Raw genomic sequence first — 23,204 nt, forward strand, 5'->3', positions numbered from 1 at the left:
CCACCCGGGTCAGGCCGTTGCTCCCAGGGCGCTGATGTGGGCTGGATCAGCCAGCACCTCCAGTCCGGAGACCCGGCCGCCCCGCAGCGTGACCAGGTACACGGCATGCACCGTGCCGTCCGTCACGTAGCCGGCAGCTGGCACGCCCCAGACCAGGATGGGGCGCGCCAGTTCCGCCCGGCCCGCGAACACCCGGGCCACCGCGTCCCGCCCATGCACTGACGCCGCCAGCTTCGGGGCCCCGTGCTCCACCCCCTCCGCTGCGAGGGCGACGGCGTCGGCATCGCTGCGGAGTCGGATGTCTGGGTCCAACAGCTGCAGCAGCCGGCCGAACTCGCTCGGGGGACCTGCAGCGCGCGGCCGCCGCCCACGGCCTGACGGCGCTGCCGGACCGACGGACCCTGCACCTGGCATGTCACGCGCCGAACTGCTGACCCGGTTCGACGCCGCGGGCGTCGAGGAGCTCCTGACGGAACCGCTCGCGCCGCTCATGCTGGTGCAGGTGCGGCACCTGGGCGGTGCGCTCGCCGGACCCACCAAGAACCCGCACGGCTCGCTGTCCGAGCCGTTCGCGCTCTACATGTTCGGCGTGCCCACGGATGCCGCCGCGGCTGCAGGCTCGGTGCCCTCAAGGAGGCGCTGGATCCGAGGGGCACCATCCGCGGCAACTTCAGCGTGAAGCCCAGTGGGTGCAGGCGGAGACGGCCAGGTCTCGCAGGCGGTTGACCATTGCGTTGGGATCGTCGGCGGAGTAGACGGCGGACCCGGCCACGAAGGTGTTGGCGCCGGCCTCGGCGCAGCGTTCGATGGTCTCCACCGAGACGCCGCCGTCCACCTGGATCCAGACGTCGCGCTCGCCCAGCAGCTCGCGGGTGCGGCGGATCTTCGGCAGCACGAGGTCCAGGAACTTCTGGCCGCCGAAGCCGGGCTCCACGGTCATCAGCAGGACCATGTCCACCTCCCCGAGGGCATCGGCGACGGAGTCGATGGAGGTGGCGGGGTTCAGGGCGAGGGATGCCCGGGCACCGAGGCGGCGCAGTTCGCGGGCCAGTCGGACGGGGGCCTTGGCGGCCTCGACGTGGAAGGTGACGGACTCCGCGCCGGCCTCCGCGTAGGCGGGAGCCCAACGGTCCGGGTCCGCGATCATGAGGTGGATGTCCAGCATCTGCTGCGTCGCCCTGCGGATGGCCTCGACGACGGGCAACCCGATGGTCAGGTTGGGCACGAAGTGGTTGTCCATGACGTCGACGTGGATCGCGTCAGCGTCCGGGATCCGGGCGATCTCGGCCCCGAGGTTGGCGAAGTCGGCGTTGAGGATGCTGGGCGTGATGCGCATGCCGCCAGCCTATCGAGAACCTCAACGAGGGGGGTGACCGGGTGGGCTGACGGAAAACTAGGAAAACTACTATCCCTCGTCAGAAGCCTGTGGATGAGCCGGGTAAGCGTATACCGTGAGGAGCGGCGCGCTTGGAATGCGCTTACCCAAGGAGGACAATGATGTCTCAACGTGTTGATCGCCGTCCCAGGAGATCACTGCTCGCCCTCTCACTGGCGGCAGTGCTCGGGATCGGAACCATGGCGGCCCCCGCCGTCGCCGAGGACGGGGAGTTCACCGAACACCTCGACTTCGAGACCTACGAACGCACCGCCCTCAACGGGCAGGACGGGTGGACCGCCACCGGTGCGGCCAAGGTCATCGCGGACCCGCTCAACGGGAACAACCAGGTGCTGGAGATGCGTGGCGGCAACAACCACGCCCACCATGCCATCCCGCCCATCGCGGACGGCAGCACCGGGACGCTGTTCTTCCGGTTCTACCGCGACGGCAGCGTCGACACCTCGTTCGGGGTCACCGACGTCGACTCGCCCAACCAGACCGGCAACAGCCGCGCCTACGTGAACAACCAGAACACCGACGACATGCTTGCGCGCGACGGCGGGGCCTTCAGTGGTCCCATCGGCCACTGGAGCGAGGGCAGTTGGCAGTGCGTGTGGGTGGTGGCGGACAACGCCGCCGACGAGATCACCGTCTACACGCAGGGCGGTCCCTACGAGCAGCAGACCAGGCTTCCCGTGGACGTCGAGCGCCAGTTCAAGTTCCGCCAGGCCGTGAACGGGGACCTGGACCGGTTCTTCTGGATCAACGGCGCCTCCAGCAACGGCCAGCTGGCCCTGGACGACGTGGCCATCGACAACACCGGCCAGAACCTCGCGCTGCCCACCGGCAACCCGAACGACTGCGCCTACACCGGTGACGTGGCCGAGCCGCTGCTGAACCCGTTGCCGGATCCGAGACTGTCCACCCTGGGCATCGAGGTGACCGAGTTGGCGCAACTGCCGGAGTCCTCGACCACCCCGGCCACCCAGGACCAGCGGCTGGTGCGGCACAACCGCATCACGCACCTCGACGAGGTGCCCGACGGCTCCGACCGGCTGATGGTGCCTGACATGAACGACATCCTGTACATGGTGGACAAGGCCAGCGGCGAGCACACCGCCTACCTCAACGTCCGGGATGCCTTCATCGACAACTTCCACAACCACGCCGGTCTGGGCACCGGCTTCGGGTTCGCCGAGTTCCATCCCGACTTCGCCGACAACGGCGTCTTCTACACCGTCCACACCGAGGACTCGAGCAAGCTCGCGCCGGAGGACGAGGCCGACTTCGAGGCCTACGGCGGCGACGCGTTCCAGAGCGTCATCACGGAGTGGACGGCCACCGACCCCGCGGCCGAGACCTTCTCGGGCACCAGCCGCGAGCTGATGCGCATCCCGTTCGGTGGGCGCGTCCACACGGTGCAGCAGATCGCCTTCAACCCGACCGTCGAGCCCGGTGACGCCGACTACGGGATGCTCTACATCCTCGTCGGCGACGGCGGCGTCGGCGTGGGCAACGGCAACCCGCAGGACCTGGGGACCGCCCACGGCACCATCATGCGGATCGATCCCCTCGGTAGTGACAGCGCCAACGGCCAGTACGGCATCCCCGAAGACAACCCGTTCCTCGACGAGGCCGGCGCACTGCCCGAGATCTACGCCATCGGCATGCGTGACCCCCACCGCATCAGCTGGGACCTGGGAGGCACGCACCAGATGTACCTGGGGCACATCGGTGAGTGGCAGGTGGAGTCCATCTACGAGGTCCAGCCGGGCGACAACTTCGGCTGGTCCGTGCGCGAGGGATCCTTCGTCGCCGAGAACCGGCAGATCTTCCCGCTGCCCGACAACGACGCCGAGTTCGGCTACACCTACCCGGTGGCGGCCTACGACCACAACCGCGACCCGGGTCAGACCGGAGACGCCGGCGTGGCCACCAACGGCGGCTTCGTCTACCGCGGCGAGATCGAGGCACTGCAGGGCAAGTTCCTGTTCACCGACCTAGTCCGTGGATGGGTGCTGGCCGCAGACCACGAGGACATGGTCCGCAACGACGGCGACATCGCGGACCTGGCGACCATCACCGAGCTCAGGGTCTTCGCCGACGGTGAGGAGACCACGTTCCAGGAACTGGTGGGGGACAAGCGCGTGGACCTGCGCTTCGGCTCGGACGCCGACGGCGAGTTGTACCTGGTCGCCAAGGCCAACGGCAAGATCTGGAAGGTCACCGGCGCGCACACCGTCGCCGCCCAGTCGGAGTTCGTCCTGCCGGAACTGGCCGGCAACGTCGTCGCGCACTACGACTTCGACCATCCCGTGGAGGGGATTCCCACCTTCGAGTCCGACCGGGGTACCTCCGGCACGGAGATCGAACTCGTCAACGGTGGCGTGGAGATGCGCGTCGCCGACGCGGCCTACCCCGGCGCCGGCAGGGCCCTGCTGACCCAGCAGATGAGCCCCACCGAGCAGTCGAACGATGACTGGAAGGCGGGCATCCACGACGCCAACGGCGTCGAGACGCTCAGCGGTCTGGCGGGGCTGGACTCCACCGCAGTGATGGGCTGGTTCAAGCCGATGGGGGAGCATCCCGCACCCAACAGCAACACCCCCGACCCCGACGATCGCTACAACGCCATCGGGCTGGCCGGCGTCCTGACCGGCACCTCCGACGGCCATGCCGTCCGGGCCCTCCTCGAGGTCATCGACGTCGGCGGGGAGCAGCGGGTCGTGGCGTTGGCCCGGCGGGTCGACGGCGCCGCGTCCTGGACCTATGCGGCCAAGCTGCCATGGGACCAGATCCTCAAGCAGGGCGAGTGGGTGCACCTGGCGGCGTCGTTCGACTTCGCGGCGGGCGAGATGAAGCTGTTCATGAACGGCGAGGAACTGGATGGTGACTACACCAACCCCAACAACCCGTGGGGTGAGGGCCAGACGTCCCCGAGCGTGCCGGCCGGCATCAAGATCGGCGGCAGCTTCCCGCAGAACAACCGGGAGGCCAACCCGTTCACGGGCCGCATGGATGACCTGATGTTCCTCGACACCTCGGTGTCGCCGGAACAGGTCAGGGCCCAGTACGAGCTCTTCGACGTCGCGCAGGCGCCGGAGCCCACCATCCCGCAGTGCACCTTCGACTCCGAGATCACCGGAGTGATGGGGCAGGAGCACTGGGAGCCCCGTACTCCCGAGCTGTGGGCGTTCGAGAACGACGAGGTCATCCTCACGCGCGCCGGGACCAACCCGGACGACGGCATCCGTCGGCCGTTCGAGTACGCGCTCCTGGACGAGGGGCCCTTCGGGTCCGTCGCGATCGACGCGGAGGTCCGCCTCGACGAGCCGGCGTCGGTGAACAACCGGGACGTGATCCTCGTGTTCGGCCACCAGTCGGACACGGAGTACTACTACGCGCACCTGTCCAAGGACAACACCATCTACGCCCACAACGGCATCTTCAAGGTGGACGGCAAGGACCGCGAACGCATCGACGACCAGTGGGACGGCACCGTCGGCGCACCGCCCGCGGTCACCGACGAGGAGTTCCACGACGTGCGCCTGGTGCACTGCGTGGACACCGGCGACATCGCGGTCTGGGTGGACGGGCTGGAGCGGCCACTGATGACGGCCAACGACACCACCTTCACCGAAGGTCGGGTCGGGTTCGGGTCCTTCGACAACTTCGGCCGGATGCGGAACCTGACGGTCTCCACCGTCGCGGAGGACCCGGATCCGGAGCCCACCGAGAAGCCCACGGACAAGCCGACCGAGAAGCCGACCAAGGAGCCCACGCAGACTCCGACGACGAAGCCGACCGTGCCGGCGGACAAGGACGTCTACACGACGCCCGGGTTTCACAACACCAACGGCCGGCTGTGGTTCACCGAGTGCGAGGCCTACTCGCAGACGGTTCGCTGCCGGACCAACATCTGGGCCACCCAGGTGACCTACGGCGACGGAGCCTTCAGATCGGAGACGGGCTGGTACTTCAACACCCTGACCTACGTCCCGCTCATGACCAGAGCCGCCTGGGGCAGCAACCCGCTGGCCAATGCCGGCGAGTGGGTCAGTGACGGCCGCAAGTGGCGGACCGAGTGTGACACCGCCGTCACCGGCCGGGGCGGGTGCCGCTCCTGGGTGTGGAGCCAGTACGTGTCCTCGTCCCAGGACTCCGCCGGGGTGTGGGAGCACCGCCACGACGCCGGATGGGTGGTGAACAACATCGTCCGGTTCAAGCGCTGACTCCGGTCAGCCACGGCAGGGGGCCGCAGCTCGTGTTCGAGCTGCGGCCCCTTTCGTGCGTGTCAGTTGCCGCCCGGGCCGGGTGGGTTCTGGCGGCCACGGAGGTAGCGCTCGAACTCGGCCGCGATCGCGTCGCCGGTGGCGTCCTCGACGTCGGAGGCGTCCTTGGCCTCCTCGAGCTGCTCGATGTACTCCGCCACGTCCGGGTCCTCCTGGCTGAGCTCGTCGACGGCGGCCGTCCACTTGTCCGCCTCTGCCGGCAGGTCGTCGAGTTCCACCGAGATCTGCAGCGCGTCCGAGAGCTGTGTCAGGACGGCCTGCTGCGCCTTCGGGTTCGGGGGCGTGGCCACGTAGTGGGGCACGGAGACCCACAACGAGATGGTGGGGATGTTCTCCGCCATCAGGAACTGGTTGACCACGCCGACGATCCCCGTGGGGCCCTCGTACTCGGAGGTGCCCAGCGCGAGCCGCTCCCGCAGCGCCGAGTCGTAGCTGTACATGTTGACCGGCAGGGGGCGGGAGTGCGGGGTGTCGCTGAGCATCGCACCGAGCAGCACCACCATCCCGGGCTCCACCTGCTTGATGCGGTCCACCAGTTCGTTCACGTAGGAGCGCCACAGCAGGCTGGGCTCCGGGCCGACCACGACCAGCAGGTCCCGATCCGGGTGCCGCACGAGCTGCAGGGTGGTGTGGGGCCACTGCAGCCACGGCCCGTCGGGCGAGCTGCGGACATTGGGCCGGGTGGCCTGGAAATCGTAGTATCGCTCGTCGTCGATCCGCCCGAACTCCTCGTTCGGGTACTTCTCCAGGAAGTAAAGGGCGCTGTCGCTCGCCGCGTTGCCGGCGTCGTTCCACCCGCTGAAGGCGATCACGACGGCGGGGTCGCGAAGATCTCCCAGACGCTCGAACTGCATTCCTCCATCATAGGGCGCGGTTGTGGGGGACCCCAGCAGGCTGGGTGCCGGCGTCTCGGCTGTTCGCGAACGCGGTCAGGAGCACCCCGCCGCGAGGGATAGTGTTGGGCACCATGTCGACATCAATCCTGAACGCCCTGCAGTCCCGTGTCCTCGTCGCCGACGGAGCCATGGGAACGATGCTGCAGTCGTTCGGTGACTTGAGCCTCGCCGACGACTTCCAGGACCTCGAGGGCTGCAACGAGATCCTCAACGTCACCCGGCCCGACATCGTCGCCCAGATCCACCGCACCTACTTCGAGGCCGGCGCCGACTGCGTGGAGACCAACACCTTCGGCACCAACCTCGCGGCGCTGAACGAGTACGGCATCACGGACCGGCTCGAGGAACTGGCCTTGGCGGCGGCGCAGATCGCCCGCGAGGTGGCCGACGAGTTCTCCACCCCGGACAAGCCCCGCTACGTCCTGGGCTCCGTCGGACCCGGCACCAAACTCCCCAGCCTGGGGCACGTCACCTTCGCCGAGGTGCGCGACGCCTACCAGTTGCAGGTGGAGGCCATGGTGGCCGGCGGCATCGACGCCGTCCAGATCGAGACCGCCCAGGACCTGCTGCAGGCCAAGGCCGCCGTGATCGCCGCCAAGCGCGCCCGCGCCAAGCTCGGCATCGAACTCCCGATCTTCGTCAACGTCACCGTGGAGACCACCGGCACCATGCTGCTCGGCTCCGAGATCGGCGCCGCGCTCACCACCCTCGAGGCGCTGGGCGTCGACGTCATCGGCCTCAACTGCGCCACCGGCCCGGCCGAGATGAGCGAGCACCTGCGCCACCTCTCGCGCCGCGCGGACATCGCCATCGGCGTGATGCCCAACGCCGGCCTACCGGAACTGACCGCCGACGGCGCCCGCTACCCGCTGACGCCCGAGGGCCTCGCCGACGCGCTGGGGCAGTACCTGGACGAGTTCGGCATGAACGTCATCGGCGGCTGCTGCGGCACCACCCCGGAGCACATCCGGCTGCTGGCCGAGCGGTTCAGCGGCAAGCCGGTCAAGCAGCGCACCCCGGACCTGGAGCGCTCCGTGTCCAGCCTCTACATCGAGACCCCGTTCGAGCAGGACGCCAGCTACCTCAACATCGGTGAGCGCACCAACGCCAACGGTTCGAAGGCCTTCCGGGAGGCCATGCTCGCGGAGAACTGGGACGAGTGCGTCGAGATCGCCAAGGCCCAGGCCCGCGACGGCGCCCACGTGCTGGACCTCTGCATCGACTACGTCGGCCGCGACGGCGCCCGGGACATGGACACCCTCGCCTTCCGCCTCGCCACCGCCGTGACCCTGCCGATCGTGCTGGACTCCACCGAGCCCCCCGTGATCCAGGCCGGCCTCGAGCGGCTCGCCGGGCGCTGCATCATCAACTCGGTCAACTACGAGGACGGCGACGGTCCCGAGTCCCGGTTCGCGCGCGTGATGCCGATGGTCAAGGAGCACGGCGCCGCCGTCGTCGCCCTGACCATCGACGAGGAGGGCCAGGCCCGCACCACCGAGTGGAAGGTCCGGGTGGCCTCCCGCCTGATCGACGACCTGACCGGCAACTGGGGCATGGACGTCGGCGACATCCTGGTGGACTGCCTGACCTTCCCGATCGCCACCGGCCAGGAGGAGACCCGCCGCGACGGCCTCGAGACCATCAACGCCATCCGAGAGCTGAAGAGCAAGTACCCGGGTGTCCACACCACCCTGGGCGTCTCCAACGTCTCCTTCGGGCTCAACCCGGCCGCCCGCATCGTGCTGAACTCGGTGTTCCTCAACGAGTGCGTGGCCGCGGGCCTGGACTCCGCCATCGTGCACAGCGCGAAGATCCTCCCGATGGACCGGATCCCGGAGGACCAGCGCAAGGTGGCCCTGGACCTCGTCTACGACCGCCGCCGCGAGGGCTACGACCCGCTGACCAAGTTCCTGGAGCTCTTCGAGGGGGTCACCGCTGCCGACGTCCGCGCCACCCGCGCCGCCGAACTCGCCGCGCTGCCGCTGTCCGAGCGGCTCTCCCGCCGCATCATCGACGGCGAGGCCAAGGGCCTTGAGGCAGACCTCGACGAGGCCCTGCAGACCAAGCCCGCGCTCGAGATCATCAACGAGGACCTGCTGGCCGGCATGAAGGTGGTCGGCGAACTGTTCGGGTCCGGCCAGATGCAGTTGCCGTTCGTGCTGCAGTCCGCCGAGGTGATGAAGACCGCGGTGGCCCACCTCGAGCCCCACATGGAGAAGGTGGAGGACTCCGCCGGCAAGGGCACCCTGGTGCTCGCCACCGTCCGCGGCGACGTGCACGACATCGGCAAGAACCTCGTCGACATCATCGTCAGCAACAACGGCTACACCGTCATCAACATCGGGATCAAGCAGCCCATCAACGCCATCGTCGATGCCGCCGAGCAGAACAACGCCGACGTCATCGGGATGTCCGGCCTGCTGGTGAAGTCCACGCTGGTCATGAAGGACAACCTGGCCGAGCTGAACCGGCTCGGGCTGGCTGACAAGTACCCGGTCCTGCTGGGCGGGGCCGCGCTCACCCGCACCTTCGTCGAGCACGACCTCGGCGACATGTTCGAGGGCCAGGTCCGCTACGCCAAGGACGCCTTCGAAGGGCTCGCGCTCATGGACGCGGTGATGGCCGTCAAGCAGGGCGTCCCCGGCGCCAAGCTGCCCGAGCCGCGCAAGCGCCGCTACGCAAAGGTGGAGGTGGTGGACGAGGTGGACATGGACGAGCTCCCCACCTCCGACGTCGCCCGCCGCATCGACGTGCCCACGCCCCCGTTCTGGGGCTCCCGCGTGGTGAAGGGCATCGCACTGGCGGACGTGGCCGAGTGGCTGGACCACCGGGCCACGTTCATGGGGCAGTGGGGGCTGCGGGGCACCCGGGATGGCGTGTCCTACGAGGAACTCGTCGAGACCGAGGCGCTGCCGCGGCTACGGATGTGGATGGACCGCATCAAGACCGAGAACCTGGCCAACTTCGCGGTGGTGCACGGCTACTGGCCGGTGCACAGCGAGGGCCGCACCCTCATCGTCGGAGATCCGGAGGATCCCAGCCGCGAACTGACGCGGTTCACCTTCCCGAGGCAGCGCCGCGACCGCCACCTGTGCCTGGCCGACTTCTTCCGCAACGCGGAGGAGGCCGCGGAGCTCGGCCCCGACGTGCTGGCCATGCAGCTGGTGACGATGGGCTCCGAGGTGGCCAAGGGCACCGCGAAGCTGTTCGAGTCCAACAGCTACCGCGACTACCTCGAACTGCACGGCCTGTCCGTGCAGCTCACCGAGGCCCTGGCCGAGTTCTGGCACCACCGCACCCGGCAGGAGCTCGGCCTCAAGGGCGAAGGGGACGTCGAGGGGGCCATTCGCGACCAGGCCTACCGTGGCTCCCGGTACTCCTTCGGCTACCCGGCCTGCCCGGACCTGGAGGATCGCATCAAGCTCGTCGAACTGCTGGAGCCGCACCGCATCGGCGTGGAACTGAGCGAGGAGTTGCAGCTGCACCCGGAGCAGTCGACGGACGCGATCGTGCTGCACCACCCGGAGGCCAAGTACTTCAACGCGAAGTAGGGTCGGGGACATGTCCAGCAAGCACACCCCCGCCGCCGTCCTGTGGGACTTCGACGGCACCCTCGCAGACACCGAGACCGTCTGGTCCCAGGTCCAACAGGAGCTTCTGGCCACCTACGGCCTGTACTGGGACGACGAGAAGATGAACTCCCTGATCGGGATCGGTGCCATGACCACCGCCGAACTGGTGGCGGAGGCGCTGGGGGACGCGGACAAGGCCATCCACTTCTACGATCGCGCGGAGGAGGGGGTGGTCGCCCGGATCCGGGAGGGCATCTCCTGGCTGCCCGGGGCGCACGACCTGCTGGAGCAGATCGACGCCGCCGGGGTGCCGAGCGCCATCGTGACCGCCAGCAGCCGCCGCGTGATGGCGCCCGTGATGGAGCACCTGCCGCCCACGGTCAGCTTCGTGGTCACCTCCGACGACGTCGAGAACAGCAAGCCGGACCCCGAGGGCTACCTGCAGGCGATGGCACGTCTGGGCGTCGAGCCCGCGGACGTGATCGTGCTGGAGGACTCGGTGCCCGGGTCCCAGGCGGCGCTCGCGGCGGGCGCGGTGGTCTATGCTGTACCGGCTCTGGCTCAGCTCGAGCCGCACCCGAGGATGCAGGTCTCCACCACCGGGCTCAGGTCCACCACCTGGGACGATCTGGTGGCGGTCTGGAACGAAAGAAGCAGATGAACCTATCAGGCGTCACCGACGGCCCGCTCCAGGTGGGCGACCGCGTCACCCTCACCGACCCGAAGGGACGCCGCAAGTCCCTCGTACTGCGCGAGGGTGGGGTCTGGCACACCACCAAGGGTGCGGTCAGCCACGACGACATGATCGGCAGGCCCGACGCCATCGTGGTGACCTCCGTCGGCGGCATGGAGTACCTCGTGCTGCGGCCCCTGCTCAGTGAGTTCATGGTCTCCATGCCCCGCGAGGCCGCCGTGGTCTACCCCAAGGACGCCGCCCAGATCCTGATGTGGGCAGACATCTTCCCGGGGGCCCGCGTGCTGGAGGCGGGCGTCGGCTCCGGCGCACTCTCGCTGGCGCTGCTGCGCGCCATCGGAGCCGACGGCAGCCTGCACTCCTACGAGCGGCGCGAGAAGTTCGCCGACGTCGCCCGCAAGAACGTCGAGACCTGGGTGGGTGGCCAGCACCCGGCCTGGACCCTCACCGTGGGGGACCTGGTGGAGTCCATCACCGACGAGCCCCTGGACCGGGTCATCCTGGACATGCTCGCCCCCTGGGAATGCATCGACGCGGTGGCCGAACGAATGGTCGCCGGGGGCGTCATCTGCTGCTATGTCGCCACCTCCACCCAGCTGGGACGCGTGGCGGACACCCTGCGCGCACACGGCGGCTTCACGGAGCCGCACCTGACCGAGACCACCGTGCGTGACTGGCACGCCGAGGGGCTGGCTATCCGTCCCGGCCACGGCACCTCCGGCCACACCGGGTTCCTGGTGATCTCGCGCCGCATGGCACCGGGGGTGCAGGCCCCCATGCGCAAGCGTCGCCCTGCGCCCGGCGCCTACGGACCGGACTACACCGGCCCGCGGCCGGCCAACATCCCGGGGGTTGCCGACGCGCGTCCCGCGGCCCCGGCGGCTCAGGCCGAGGCCGAGGCGGTGGCCGAGGACTGAGGTCGGCGACGGCGGACCAGCCACGCCACCAGTCGCCAGCCGAACAGGGCCGCGGCTAGTGTGAGCGTGGCCACCACCACGAACGGCAGCGCCGTGCCGGCGCCGACGAGGAGCCGCAGCCCCATCCCGCCCAGCAGGGTCACCAGCCAGACCACCAGCGCGGCGCGGGGGCCGAACCCGTCGTCGTCGAGGAGGTTGACCACCACCCAGCCGAACAGGCAGGCCGTGAGGAAGGGCCAGCCGGTCTCGAGGACGCCCAGAGGGCTCAGGCCGCCGGAGTGGGTGGCGCGGCCGATCACCGCGAACACCAGCACCAGCAGCAGGTCCACGGCGGCCGGGACGATGCGCATCATGCGATCAAACCTAGCGGGTCGACTCCACTAGGATCGGCTGGGCAAGCACCACAGGAGGCCGACCAATGCACGAGGGCAACCCCGCGTCCTTCAGGGACCACGTCGCACGCGTGGCCCCCGAGGCGCTGCCCACCCCCCGCCCCATGGACAGTGCCGTGCACGGCACCACCATCGTGACCGCCGCCTTCGAGGGCGGCGTGCTGATGGCGGGGGACCGGCGGGCGACGCTCGGGTCCACCATCGCCATGCGGGACATCGAGAAGGTGTTCGGTGCCGACCACCGCTCCGTGATCGGCATCGCCGGCGTCGCGGGCCTGGCAGTGGATCTCGTCAGGTTGTTCCAGGTGGAGCTGGAGCACTACGAGAAGGTGGAGTTCGCCGAACTCAGCCTCGACGGCAAGGCCAGCCGCCTCGGCGCCCTGCTGCGGGCCAACCTCCCGCAGGCCATGCAGGGCCTCGGTGTGCTGCCGCTGTTCGTCGGGTGGGACACCCAGGCCGGCCGGGGCCGGATGTTCTCCTACGACGCCACCGGCGGCCGCTACGAGGAGCAGAGCTTCGCAGCCGTCGGCTCCGGTGCCGTGTTCGCGCGCGGTGCACTGAAGAAGCTGCACGACCCCCGCGCCGGGGAGCGCGAGGCGGCTCTCGCCCTGCTGCAGGCGCTCTACGACGCCGCCGACGAGGACTCCGCCACCTCCGGTCTGGACCTCACCCGCGGCATCCTCCCGCTGGTGATGAGCGTCACCGCCGACGGCGTGCGCAGGTTCGACGTCGAGGAGTTGCGTCCGCTCGCCGAGGAGATCCTCGCCGCCAGATCCCACCGTCCCGACGGCCCACGGGCAGGAGCGCTGTGATGTCGGTTCCCTTCTACGTCTCCCCGGACCAGCTCATGCAGGACCGCGCCGAGTTCGCCCGCAAGGGCATCTCCCGCGGCCGCTCCGTGCTGGCGCTCAGCTGCCCCGCCGGGATCGCGCTGGTGGCGGAGAACCGCTCCGCCAGCCTGCACAAGGTGGCCGAGATCTACGACCGGATTGGCTTCCTCGCCGTGGGCCGCTACAACGAGTTCGAGGCCCTGCGCGTGGCCGGCATCCGGCAGGCGGACCTGCGCGGCTACTCCTACGACCGCCGCGACGTCACCGCCCGCGGCCTCGCCGGCCAGTACGCACAACTGCTGGGCGCCGCGTTCTCCGGCGCGGAGAAGCCTTACGAGGTGGAACTGATCGTGGCGGAGCTGGGCTTCGAGGCCGCAACCGACGTGCTGTTCCACATCTCCTACGACGGCTCCATCTCCGAGCACCACCGCTTCGCGGTGCTGGGCCGGGACTCCGACGGCATCGCGGAACGCGTCCGCGGCGGCCTCGACGGCGACGCAGTGGCGGACCTGGCCGCAGCCGTCCGCCTCGCGCGGACGGCCCTCTCCGAGGATGGGCCGTTGGAGGCGGAGGCGCTGGAGGTGGCCGTCCTCGAACGGGGCCGCGGCAGCCGGCGCACGTTCCGCCGCATCACCGGCGGACTGCTGGAGGAATGGTTGGGATCGGCGCGATGACCTGCGTACTCATCATCGGGGCCGGTCTCGTCGGCTCCTCCCTCGGGCTGGCCCTCACCAGGGCCGGCATGGACGTGCACCTCGAGGACCGCTCCAAGTCCCACGCCCGCGTGGCCGCCGGGATGGGTGCGGGGCAGATCACGACCCCGGGTGCCGATGAAGTCGATGTCGTCGTGGTGGCGACACCCCCTGCGACGATCGCCGGAGTGGTCGCCGAGGCCCTGGTCCGGTTCCCGCGGGCGGTGGTCACCGACGTCGGATCGGTCAAGGCCGCGATCGTGGCGGACGTGGCCGCGAGCAGCGACGATGCGGCGCGCTACGTGCCATCCCACCCAATGGCCGGCTCCCAGTTCAGCGGCCCGCTGACCGCCACCGCCGACCTGTTCCAGGAGCGCACCTGGGTGGTCACGCCGACGCCCGCGAACGCCACCGAGCACGTCGAGACCGTGCGCGACCTGGCTGCGCTCACCGGCGCCCGCGTCGTCGAACTGTCGCCGGAGGCCCACGACGAGGCGGTGGCGCAGGTCAGCCACGTGCCGCACCTGATGAGCATCCTGACCGCCAGCCACCTGCGAGAAGTGCCCGGCGAGCACCTGCGCCTGGCGGGACAGGGGATCCGCGACGTCACCCGCATCGCCGGCTCCGACACCGCGATGTGGCGCCAGATCATCAACACCAACGCGGCCGCGGTGCGGGAGGAACTGGAGGAGGTGGCCGACGACCTGGCCTACCTGATCTCCGTCCTGGACCAGCCCGAACTCCTCGAGGAGTGCCTGCGGATCGGCCAGAGTGGTGCTCGTTCACTCACCGGCAAGCACGGCCGCGCCCCGAAGGACGTCGTCGAGGTCACCGTCGAGATCCCGGACGAGCCGAGGGCCCTGGCACGGCTGTTCGGGGACGTCGGCGAGATCGGGTTCAACGTGGAGGATTTCGACCTCAGCCACGACGCCGTCCGCGAGGTGGGCTACCTGTCCATCTCCGTGGCGCAGTCGAAGGGCGACCAGTTGCGGGCGGACCTGACAGACCGGGGCTGGAACGCCTGGTCCAACCAGATGGAGGCACACATGAGCGGACCCATGGTGATCGCGATCGACGGGCCCAGCGGGTCCGGGAAGTCGACGACGGCGCGGCTGCTGGCCCAACGCCTGGGCCTTGCGTACCTGGACACGGGGGCCATGTACCGGGCCATCGCCTGGCAGTACTTGCGCTCCGGGCTGCCGGCCACCGACACCGAGGGCATCCGCGCCCTGGCGGTGGCCACCGACCTGCGGATCGCCACGATTCCGGACCAGCCCAGGCTCAGCGTCGATGGCGAGGTGATCACCGAGGCGATCCGCGAGCCCCGGATCTCCGAGAACGTCTCCGTCGTGGCCGCCATCCCCGAGGTGCGCAAGTTCCTGATCCGCAAGATGCGGGAGATCATCGCCGCCCACGGCCGCCGGATCGTCGTCGAGGGCCGTGACATCACCACAGTGGTGGCACCCGACGCGCAGGTGCGGGTGCTGCTGGTGGCGGACCCCGAGGCCAGGGTGGCCCGCCGCAAGGCCGAGCTGGGGGAGAAGGTGGACCAGGACGCCGTCAACGACCAGGTGATCCGCCGGGACCGCGACGACTCCCGCGTCACCAACTTCACCGAGGCCGCCGAGGGCGTGACCGTCATCGACTCCACCCACATCGGGCCCGACGAAGTGGTGGAGCGCATCGTTGCCCTCACGAGGCAGTGACATGACTGGCCTCGACGTCCTCGTGTTCTACGTGCCGGTCCCTGACACCGACGCCGTGCTCGCGGCGCTGTTCGAGGCCGGTGCCGGCCGCGTCGGGGACTACGACTCGTGTGCTTTCGTCGCCCCCGGCCGCGGCCAGTTCCGTCCCCTCGCAGGGGCGGACCCGACCATCGGCGACGTCGGCGAACTGACCCACGTGGCGGAGAACCGGGTGGAACTCACCTTCCCCCGCGAGATCCGCGCCCACGTCGTCGCTGCCCTGCGTGCGGCGCACCCGTACGAGGAGCCCGCCTTCCACGTGCTGGAGAACCACGCCTGAGTCTCGGCCAACGGGCTCACAACACGTGCAACTCGCCCTCGGCATCCAACTCCACCACCTGGTCCAGAGCCAGCTGGTCCAGCAGGTGCTGGTCATGGCTGACCACCAACAGCGCGCCGCGGTAGGCCCGTAGTCCGTCCACCAACTGCTCCACGCTCTCCAGGTCCAGGTTGTTGGTGGGCTCGTCCAGCACCAGCAGCTCCGGGGGAGGGTCGGCCAGCAGCAGTCGGGCGAAGGCGACGCGGAACCGCTCACCTCCGGAGAGTGTCCCCACCGGGCGGTGCACCGCATCGCCGCGCAGCAGGAACTTCGCCAGGGCGCCGTGCACCTCGTGCGGGGGCCGGTTCGGCGCAGCCGCACGGACGAGTTCCAGCGCCGAAGCGTCGGCCGGGAGCTCCAGCCGCTGGTCCAAATGGCCGTGGCGGCCGGTCAACAGCCTCCCGGCCGCCTGGGTGTGGCGAGGTCCGGATGGGTGGAACAGGCTGTGCAACAGCGAGGTCTTGCCCACACCGTTGTCACCGACCAGCGCGATCCGGTCGCCGCCACCGACGTGCACCGTTCGGTTCGTGCCCTCCAGCTCCGCCAGCCGCCGGCCGCGGGCGGTACCCGGATCGATGATGTCCACCCGGATGGAACGGTCGTCCCGGACGCGTTCCTCGGCGGCCCCCACCGCGGCCGCCGCCTCCGCCACCTTCTCGGCGGCCTTGATGTTCTCGGCCGCCCGCACCTTCTCCGACTTCTCGGCCCAGCTCTTCATGGTGATCCGCGGTGCCCGCTTGTTGGCGTAGTCCTTGCGGCTCTTCTGCTCTCGCCTGGCCATCGCGGTCTGCACGTGGTCACGCTCCCGGCGCTCGGTGCGCAGCTTCTGTTCCGCGGACCGCACCGCCTGCGCGGCGGCGGCCTGCTCAGCCGCCAGGTGCTCGCGGTAGGCGTCGAAGTTGCCGCCGTGCACGGTGAGGACCCCGTCGTGCAGTTCCAGGATGGAGTCCATCAGGTTCAGCAGCGCGACGTCGTGACTGACCACAAGCAGCGTGCCGTCCCACTCCCGCACGGCCTGGTGGAGGGCGGCGCGGGAACGGGCGTCGAGGTTATTGGTGGGTTCGTCGAGCACCGAGATCCGGGTGGCCGCCAGTTCGAGGCCACAGGTGGCAACGAGCATCAGCTCGCCGCCCGACAACGTGGCGGCGGTGCGTCCGAGGACGTCGCCGGATCCCAGGCTCGGGACGCGACGCGCCAGGAGTGCCGTGGCCCTGGCGTCGATGTCCCAGTCCGGTCCGACGGTGTCGTAGTGGACCTGCTCGATGCTGCCGGCCTCGATGGCACGCAGGGCCGCGAGCTTGGCGTCGATCCCCAGCAGTTGCGCGACGGTGGCGTCGGGCCTCTGGAAGAGGTCTTGGCGCAGGTGCGCGACGGGTCCCGGGGTCTCGACGTGTCCGGTGGTGGGAGCCAACTCACCGGAGAGCAGGCGCAGCAGCGTGGTCTTGCCGCTGCCGTTGCGTCCGACGATGCCGGTTCGGCCGGGCGGGATGGTGGCGTTCAGTCCCTCGAGGAGGGGGTCACCGAGCGGGTCGAAGCCGAAGCTGAGCTCGGAGAGGACGATTGATTGCGTGGTGTGCATGGATGCTCCTGAGAATGGTCGGGCTTGCGCCGAACCGGAGCGGCATGCTCAACGGTTACGACGCGGGTCAGCGGCGCGACCAGGAATCCACGAAACATCCAATCGTCGGGAACAGGACCAAACCACGGTAACCGATAGCATGCCTGTCTCCAAACCTTGGGAGGACAATGACCGACGACTCACCGCCGGTGCCGAGGGTCCGTGCCTTCACGGGGATCCTCGTCGAGACGGGCTTCCTCATGGTGCTCCTGCTGTTCGCGGGGCCGACGGCCATCGTGGTCTTCGAGCGCCTGCACGGCGGCGTGGCACCCGATGAGCTGTGGCTGTTCATCACGTCCGGTGTCGTCCTTGCGGTGGTGGTGTTCTTCCTCACCCTGTGGGTCTCTCGGCTGGTCGTGGGCCGCGCCGGCGCGGCCGTGACGCGGCGCTGGGTGGCGTGGGAGTGTGTCCGCTACGCCCTCCTGGGGTTCGCGTCGGGGCTGGTGCTCGGGGTGGCTTTCACGTCCAGCTGGTTGCGGTGGGAGGGCATCGTCCTGGTCCTCGCGGGGGTTGCCCTCGTCCCGGTGGCGATGGTCGGCGTGGGCAGGATGCGACGCTGGCGCGACCGCGAGTACCGGGAGCAGTTGCTGTCCCGGCTGGCCGACGGCTTCGTCGTCGTCGAGGGCGCGGTGATCGACTCGCGCTCGTCTGGCCGAATGACGGACATGACCACCATCGGCTGGCGCGACGACGCGGGAGGGACGCACTACGCGCGCATCCTCACGGGGGGCCTGTTCATACCCTTCGCGCCCGTCTCCCTCATCCTGCGGGCCTCCGACCAGTCGCGTCTGGTGCACGCCGCCCAGCAGATAGGATGAACCGAACCGCGATCCCGAGGAGAACCGTGAGCGAAGAACCCACCCTGACCAAGCCCGTCGTGGCGGTGGTCGGGCGCCCGAACGTCGGCAAGTCGTCGCTCGTGAACCGTATCCTCGGACGCCGTGAAGCCGTCGTGCAGGACGTGCCTGGCGTGACGCGTGACCGGGTCTCCTACGACGCCAACTGGAACGGACGCGAGTTCGTGCTGGTGGACACCGGCGGCTGGATGTCCGACGCGCAGGGCATGGCCCAGCAGATCGCCGAGCAGGCCGAGCTGGCCATCTCCCTCGCGGACGCGGTGCTGTTCGTCGTAGACGCCACCGTCGGCACCCTCGACGAGGACGAGGCCGTGGTGCGGGTGCTGCGCCGCTCCAAGAAGCCCGTCGTCCTGGCCGCCAACAAGGTGGACGACCAGCGGCACGAGGCGATGGCGGCCACCATGTGGAACCTCGGCCTGGGGGAGCCGTACCCCGTCTCCGCCATGCACGGGCGCGGTTCCGGTGACCTGCTCGACGCACTGCTGGACGCGCTCCCGGAGGCGCCGGAGGAGCAGTTCGTGGAGGAGGCAGGACCGCGCCGCGTGGCCATCGTCGGCAAGCCCAACGTCGGCAAGTCTTCGCTGCTGAACAAGTTGGCGGCCGAGAAGCGGGTGGTGGTCTCCGACGTCTCGGGCACCACCGTCGATCCCGTCGACGAGATCGTCGAGGTGGGCGGGCAGGTCTACCGGCTGATCGACACCGCAGGCATCCGCCGTCGGGTGAAGGAGGCCTCCGGGCACGAGTTCTACGCGTCGCTGCGGACGCAGACCGCCATCGAGCGGGCGCAGGTGTGCGTCGCCGTGGTGGACGCCTCCGAGCCGCTGACCGAGCAGGACCTGCGCATCCTCAGCAATGTGGAGGAGACCGGGCGGGCGCTGGTGGTGGCATTCAACAAGTGGGACCTCACCGACGAGGAGCGCCGTCGCTACCTGGACCGTGAGATCGAGCGGGACATGGTGGGCTTCACGTGGGCTCCGAAGGTCAACATCTCCGCCCTGACCGGCCGCAACGTGGACAAGATCAGCAAGGCGATCGAGGAGGCCGCCGAGGGCTGGGAGACCCGCATCTCCACGGGCAAGCTGAACGCGTTCCTCGGCCGGATCTCCGCGTCACACCCCCACCCGGTGCGCTCCGGCAAGCAGCCGCGCGTGCTGTTCGGCACCCAGGCCCAGAACTGCCCGCCCAAGTTCGTGCTGTTCACCAGCGGCATGCTGGACCAGGGCTACATCCGCTTCATCGAGCGCCGCCTGCGCGAGGAGTTCGGGTTCTCCGGTTCCCCGATCCACATCGAGATCCGCGCCCGCGAGAAGCACAAGGAACGCAAGTAGTGGAGGCGCTGCTCCAGTGGGTCCCGGCACTGCTGGTGGCGTTGCTCGGGGCATTCCTCGTCTGGCGCGACCCGCGTCGCATGCTGCCAGGGCTGGTGCTCACGGCGCTGTTGTTCCACCTGCTGGGCAGGGGAGTGCTGGCCCTGATGGAGTGGGCCGGCACCCGTGATCCCGAACTCGGGGCCGTGTGGGTCCTGTTGGGGTTCATGGGCGTCGCCCTGCTGTCCGTCGTGGTGCTGGGGGTGTTCCTGATCTGGAACACCTTCGAGATGATGCGCCGGGAGGGCAGGCGTCCGGCGGCGCTGGCCACCGGAGCCGTCGGGGCGCTGCTGCTGGCCTACGTGGTGGCCGCGGCCCTCGCGGTCTACCTCGACAGTTTCGACCTGACCATCTGGCTGATACTCGCCGGACTGCCCCTGGGCTACATCGGTTTCGTGTTCGCGGCGTTCCTGCTCTACTCCGGCGTGTACGGCTGGGCCACCAGGCGGTTCGGCAGGCCTGTCGGTGCAGTCGTGGTGCTGGGCTCGGGCCTGCTGGGCGGGGAGCGGGTCTCGCCGCTGCTGGCCGCCCGGCTGGACCTGGGCCGCAAGCTGTACGACCGGTCGCGTGCCGCCGGCCTGGAGACCGTGCTGGTCCCATCCGGTGGTCGGGGCGACGACGAGAAGCTGGCCGAAGCCGAGGCCATGGGCAACTACCTGCGGGGCGTTGGGGTGCCTGCCGAGCACGTCCTGCAGGAGGACCGCTCGACCGACACCCGAGAGAACCTCGAGTTCTCGGCGGCGGTCATGAGGCGGGCGCGCATCAGCGGTGACGTCGCCGTCGCCACGAACAACTACCACGCCTTCCGGGCCGCGACCCTGATGCGCGACGCCGGGGTCCCCGGCTACGCGATCGGCGCACCAACTGCTCGCTACTACTGGCCCAGCGCCACCGTGCGGGAGTTCCTCGCGATCCTGCGCGACAACCTCGTGATCAACGCCGTCATCCTCGGCCTGCTCTGCGTGCCGGTCATGTGGTGGTTGGTGTCCTCGCTCGTCAGGGCCTAGGGGATAACTTGTAGCGTCAAGTAGTTGTCAACTGCATGGCCTCATCCAAGAAGCGTTCCCTGGCCCTGCCCAAGATCGTCGTCCCGGTGGCCGTCGTGCTGCTGGTGGTGGCGGGGATCGTGTGGTCCACCGTCGCCGCCTCCTCGAACGGCCCCGCTGCCGCTGCGCTGCCTGACCAGACCGAGATGGGGGCGGTCGAGCTCGTCACCGCCGACCTCGCGCCGATGCGGACGTTCTACGTCGATGCGGTGGGTCTCGACGTGCTCTCCGAGGACGCCCAGCAGCTGGGCCTGGGCAGCGACGGCGAGGTGCTGCTGGAGGTGACGCTCGATCCCGAACGCGTGGCCGACTCACCGACCACGGCCGGGCTCCACCACACGGCCATCCCGTACCCCGACGAGCGCAGCCTGGCCAACGTCCTGCTGGACGTCGCCATCGCGGCCCCGACGAGCTACTCGGGGAGTGCCGACCATGCCGTCAGCCTCGCGTTCTACTTCGTCGACCCTGACGGAAACGGGCTCGAACTTTACGTCGACACCCCCGCCGAGGATTGGGTGTGGGAGGACGGCCTGGTCCAGATGGGATCGACGTTTCTGGACCCGAACCAGTTCATCCGCGCGCATGCCGACGACGCGGAGAACTCGCCGGCCACCATGGGGCACGTGCACCTCCGGGTGGGCGACCTGGAGCAGGCCCGGGCCTTCTACGCCGACACCCTCGGGTTCGCCGTCACCGCCGAGTCCGAGGGGGCGCTGTTCCATGCCGCGGGCGGCTACCACCACCACGTCGCCACCAACACGTGGGGGAGTGCCGGCGCCGGTGCCCGGCCTGACTCGCTGGGGCTCGGCTCGCTGACCGTCCACGTCGGTGACACGACCGCCCTGCAGGGCGTGGCCGACCGCTTGCGGTCCGCCGAGCTCCAGTTCTCCGACTCCGAGGGTGTCCTCACGGTGGACGATCCCTGGGGCAACACAGTCCGTCTCCTCGCCTGATGCTGGGCCCCTGAACGTCGATGTGCGTCCGGGCCAATTACTCGCTAATCTATGGGGGTTGCCTGATGGCGACGGCGGGCTGTAGCGCAGCTTGGTAGCGCACTTGACTGGGGGTCAAGGGGTCGCAGGTTCAAATCCTGTCAGCCCGACAAGGTGTTTGTCCTTGTCAGATGGACATTGAGTTGTCCGTGGGGACGCCGTGCATCGCTCATGCATGACTCAGCGTTTGAAACAATGTACTTCAGCTGGCGTCGTTACCCCAATGTGAGCGTTGCGCACGGCCGCGGCAGGGTCGCCGGACATGTCCCGGGCCCAGCACGTTCAGATCCCCGCACAAGGACCTGACGAGTGCTGGGTGCAATGCACTTGACACGTCGTGGCGCTGACGGCTGCAGGTGTCGGCACCACCCATGGCCGTTGAGCTGGGTGCGGCAATTGAGGGCGCGTGCTCGGGTGCCGGGCAGGCCGAAAGGCTACCCTCGCACACCGCGGCATGAGCGGAAGTCGGACAGCAGGCACGTGGCCATCCGTGACGGGCGATCAGCAGTCACGACGGTAGTGGCGCGCAGTCACTCGAGGTTGATCCCCTGAATGCTTTTGGCTGAGGAGAGTGTCTGCATCCGTCTGGCCTTCCAGCACGAGGAACTTGTGATCCAGATCTTCGAATGCCTGATCTAGCTGCAAGTCGTCGATTACGTCTGCTCTCGCGTCTGGATCCATGGGGTAGCTCTCGCCAAACAGGCCAAGTGCCTCTGTCAGGAGGACGGCCCACTCTGCCCCCAGGGTGCTCGGGAGGCCTGCCAGGGCGACCGGGGCGGTGTTTCCGCCCCCACAACGGAAGTAGCTGTCGAAACCTTCGGCGTTGACTTACTGACGTAAGTCACAGATCGCTGCGACGCGCTGCTCAGTTGCGGTTAGCCCGTGTCGACTGTCTTCGCCGAGGGCTCCGTGGAAATCCCAGACGCTGCGTGTTGTCATGCGAACAAGTTCTCTCTCGTGGGTAGACCGCGGGCCCGGTCAGCCGATACACTGTGCTTCATCCCGACAACAGGTTCGCTGGGGAACCCGAGGCGTAAGCCGAAGCGGCAGGAGTAAAGGGCGGTAGGCGGGAGGCCCGCACGTCGAGGACATCGATCGTGTCCCCAAGTAGGCCCTGCCGCACCCTTCCTTCACAAGCCCTTGCTGACACGAACGACTTCTGACCGCGGCGGAACAGTGCGTCTGCGGCCAGGATTGCTAGCTCGGCGCCCGATGCATGCCACACTGCCTTGCAGGGCGAACCCACGAATCGCACGGCACTTGGTCCTGGGTGGCATCGGGGCCGCACTCACCGTTGCAGGGGTCGTCGCCTTCGCATTCTCGGGATCTGGCTCTTTCGGTTGGTTCGCCTATGCCCCTCTTGCAGAGCAATCGTGGCCCGCCTCCATGGTTCTGCAGACCGGACATGTCTGGGGCTTGGGCCTGGGTATCGCTGGTTCGCTCGACATTAGCGGAGTTCTCGGATTTCGACTGGGCCTCCGTCATAGGCGGTGACCGGAAGCCAGCGCCGTGCGCGTCTCACCCGTGCGCGCCGAGAGCGGCATGAGAGTGCGCTTCCCATGCCCACCAAGTCACGGCAGCAAGTCCCAGTACTGCT

The 23,204-nt window shown here is 69.0% G+C and carries 16 protein-coding genes, 1 tRNA gene and 3 pseudogenes; 14 read left to right on the forward strand and 6 right to left on the reverse strand.

The genetic code is table 11. The features are described 5' to 3' along the window. Window positions 1-9 precede the first annotated feature (9 nt). Window positions 10-414: a hypothetical protein gene (locus ACYU7G_RS05665; protein ID WP_461105655.1), complete on the reverse strand. Its 405-nt coding sequence runs from the start codon at window positions 412-414 to the stop codon at window positions 10-12. Between ACYU7G_RS05665 and ACYU7G_RS05670 the strand changes: the two genes are divergently transcribed. Beyond that, window positions 413-679, forward strand: coding sequence for a hypothetical protein (locus ACYU7G_RS05670; RefSeq protein ID WP_461105657.1), 267 nt, complete (start codon window positions 413-415; stop codon window positions 677-679). The two genes, ACYU7G_RS05665 and ACYU7G_RS05670, sit on opposite strands and share 2 nt — an antisense overlap. Here ACYU7G_RS05670 and rpe read toward each other — a convergent pair. Next, window positions 671-1,336 carry a ribulose-phosphate 3-epimerase gene (gene rpe, locus ACYU7G_RS05675; RefSeq protein WP_461105659.1) on the reverse strand — a complete coding sequence of 222 codons (666 nt, stop codon included), beginning with the start codon at window positions 1,334-1,336 and terminating at the stop codon, window positions 671-673. The genes ACYU7G_RS05670 and rpe overlap by 9 nt on opposite strands. A 161-nt stretch (window positions 1,337-1,497) precedes the next feature. On the opposite strand from rpe, the gene ACYU7G_RS05680 reads away from it, so the two are divergent. After that, window positions 1,498-5,610, forward strand: coding sequence for a PQQ-dependent sugar dehydrogenase (locus tag ACYU7G_RS05680; RefSeq protein ID WP_461105661.1), 4,113 nt, complete (start codon window positions 1,498-1,500; stop codon window positions 5,608-5,610). 62 nt (window positions 5,611-5,672) lie between these two features. Here the strand turns inward: ACYU7G_RS05680 and ACYU7G_RS05685 are convergent, their stop codons facing one another. Next, a complete protein-coding gene (locus ACYU7G_RS05685; RefSeq protein WP_461105663.1) occupies window positions 5,673-6,524 on the reverse strand; it encodes a PAC2 family protein in 852 nt (283 codons plus the stop codon). Window positions 6,525-6,637: 113 nt separating this feature from the next. On the opposite strand from ACYU7G_RS05685, the gene metH reads away from it, so the two are divergent. Together metH and ACYU7G_RS05695 are read left to right on the forward strand one after the other, a co-directional pair. Next, complete coding sequence (metH, locus tag ACYU7G_RS05690) at window positions 6,638-10,117, forward strand: methionine synthase (protein ID WP_461105665.1); 3,480 nt, start codon at window positions 6,638-6,640, stop codon at window positions 10,115-10,117. Between the two features lie 10 nt (window positions 10,118-10,127). Next, window positions 10,128-11,749: pseudogene (locus ACYU7G_RS05695) on the forward strand (HAD-IA family hydrolase). Here ACYU7G_RS05695 and ACYU7G_RS05700 read toward each other — a convergent pair. After that, window positions 11,716-12,102 carry a DUF3054 domain-containing protein gene (locus ACYU7G_RS05700; protein WP_461105666.1) on the reverse strand — a complete coding sequence of 129 codons (387 nt, stop codon included), beginning with the start codon at window positions 12,100-12,102 and terminating at the stop codon, window positions 11,716-11,718. The pseudogene ACYU7G_RS05695 and the gene ACYU7G_RS05700 overlap by 34 nt on opposite strands. A gap of 65 nt (window positions 12,103-12,167) precedes the next feature. Here ACYU7G_RS05700 and prcB point away from each other — a divergent pair, with 65 nt between their 5' ends. The 5 genes and pseudogenes from prcB to ACYU7G_RS05725 all read left to right on the forward strand — a co-directional run bounded on the left by prcB (window position 12,168) and on the right by ACYU7G_RS05725 (window position 15,688). Then, window positions 12,168-12,953, forward strand: a complete 786-nt coding sequence (gene prcB / locus ACYU7G_RS05705; protein WP_461105668.1) for a proteasome subunit beta — start codon at window positions 12,168-12,170, stop codon at window positions 12,951-12,953. Beyond that, on the forward strand, window positions 12,953-13,645 hold the full coding sequence (gene prcA, locus ACYU7G_RS05710) for a proteasome subunit alpha (protein WP_461105670.1): 693 nt from the start codon (window positions 12,953-12,955) through the stop codon (window positions 13,643-13,645). The genes prcB and prcA overlap by 1 nt, the downstream gene beginning before the upstream one ends. After that, a pseudogene (locus ACYU7G_RS05715) lies at window positions 13,624-14,691 on the forward strand (prephenate dehydrogenase); the annotation flags it as partial. The gene prcA and the pseudogene ACYU7G_RS05715, both read left to right, overlap by 22 nt. An 18-nt stretch (window positions 14,692-14,709) precedes the next feature. After that, window positions 14,710-15,369 (forward strand): (d)CMP kinase, encoded by a 660-nt coding sequence (gene cmk, locus ACYU7G_RS05720; protein WP_461105710.1) that lies wholly within the window; start codon window positions 14,710-14,712, stop codon window positions 15,367-15,369. Window position 15,370: 1 nt separating this feature from the next. Beyond that, the gene (locus tag ACYU7G_RS05725; protein WP_461105672.1) at window positions 15,371-15,688 is read left to right on the forward strand and encodes a hypothetical protein; all 318 of its coding nucleotides are present in this window, start codon (window positions 15,371-15,373) and stop codon (window positions 15,686-15,688) included. Between the two features lie 16 nt (window positions 15,689-15,704). Here the strand turns inward: ACYU7G_RS05725 and ACYU7G_RS05730 are convergent, their stop codons facing one another. Next, complete coding sequence (locus tag ACYU7G_RS05730) at window positions 15,705-17,306, reverse strand: ABC-F family ATP-binding cassette domain-containing protein (protein WP_461105674.1); 1,602 nt, start codon at window positions 17,304-17,306, stop codon at window positions 15,705-15,707. Between the two features lie 167 nt (window positions 17,307-17,473). On the opposite strand from ACYU7G_RS05730, the gene ACYU7G_RS05735 reads away from it, so the two are divergent. The 5 genes from ACYU7G_RS05735 to ACYU7G_RS05755 all read left to right on the forward strand — a co-directional run bounded on the left by ACYU7G_RS05735 (window position 17,474) and on the right by ACYU7G_RS05755 (window position 21,717). Further along, window positions 17,474-18,163, forward strand: a complete 690-nt coding sequence (locus tag ACYU7G_RS05735) for a hypothetical protein (protein ID WP_461105676.1) — start codon at window positions 17,474-17,476, stop codon at window positions 18,161-18,163. Then, window positions 18,160-19,530, forward strand: coding sequence for a ribosome biogenesis GTPase Der (gene der, locus ACYU7G_RS05740; RefSeq protein ID WP_461105678.1), 1,371 nt, complete (start codon window positions 18,160-18,162; stop codon window positions 19,528-19,530). Before ACYU7G_RS05735 ends, der begins: the two co-directional genes overlap by 4 nt. After that, window positions 19,530-20,576, forward strand: coding sequence for a YdcF family protein (locus tag ACYU7G_RS05745; RefSeq protein ID WP_461105680.1), 1,047 nt, complete (start codon window positions 19,530-19,532; stop codon window positions 20,574-20,576). Before der ends, ACYU7G_RS05745 begins: the two co-directional genes overlap by 1 nt. A 35-nt stretch (window positions 20,577-20,611) precedes the next feature. Further along, entirely contained in the window at window positions 20,612-21,568 is a 957-nt protein-coding gene (locus ACYU7G_RS05750; RefSeq protein ID WP_461105682.1) for a VOC family protein, read from the forward strand. Between the two features lie 75 nt (window positions 21,569-21,643). Continuing rightward, window positions 21,644-21,717: transfer RNA gene (locus tag ACYU7G_RS05755), tRNA-Pro, on the forward strand. 391 nt (window positions 21,718-22,108) lie between these two features. Here ACYU7G_RS05755 and ACYU7G_RS05760 read toward each other — a convergent pair. Next, window positions 22,109-22,423, reverse strand: a pseudogene (locus ACYU7G_RS05760) (DMP19 family protein); the annotation flags it as partial. Window positions 22,424-23,204 lie beyond the last annotated feature (781 nt).

This window comes from Tessaracoccus terricola, from assembly GCF_054776555.1.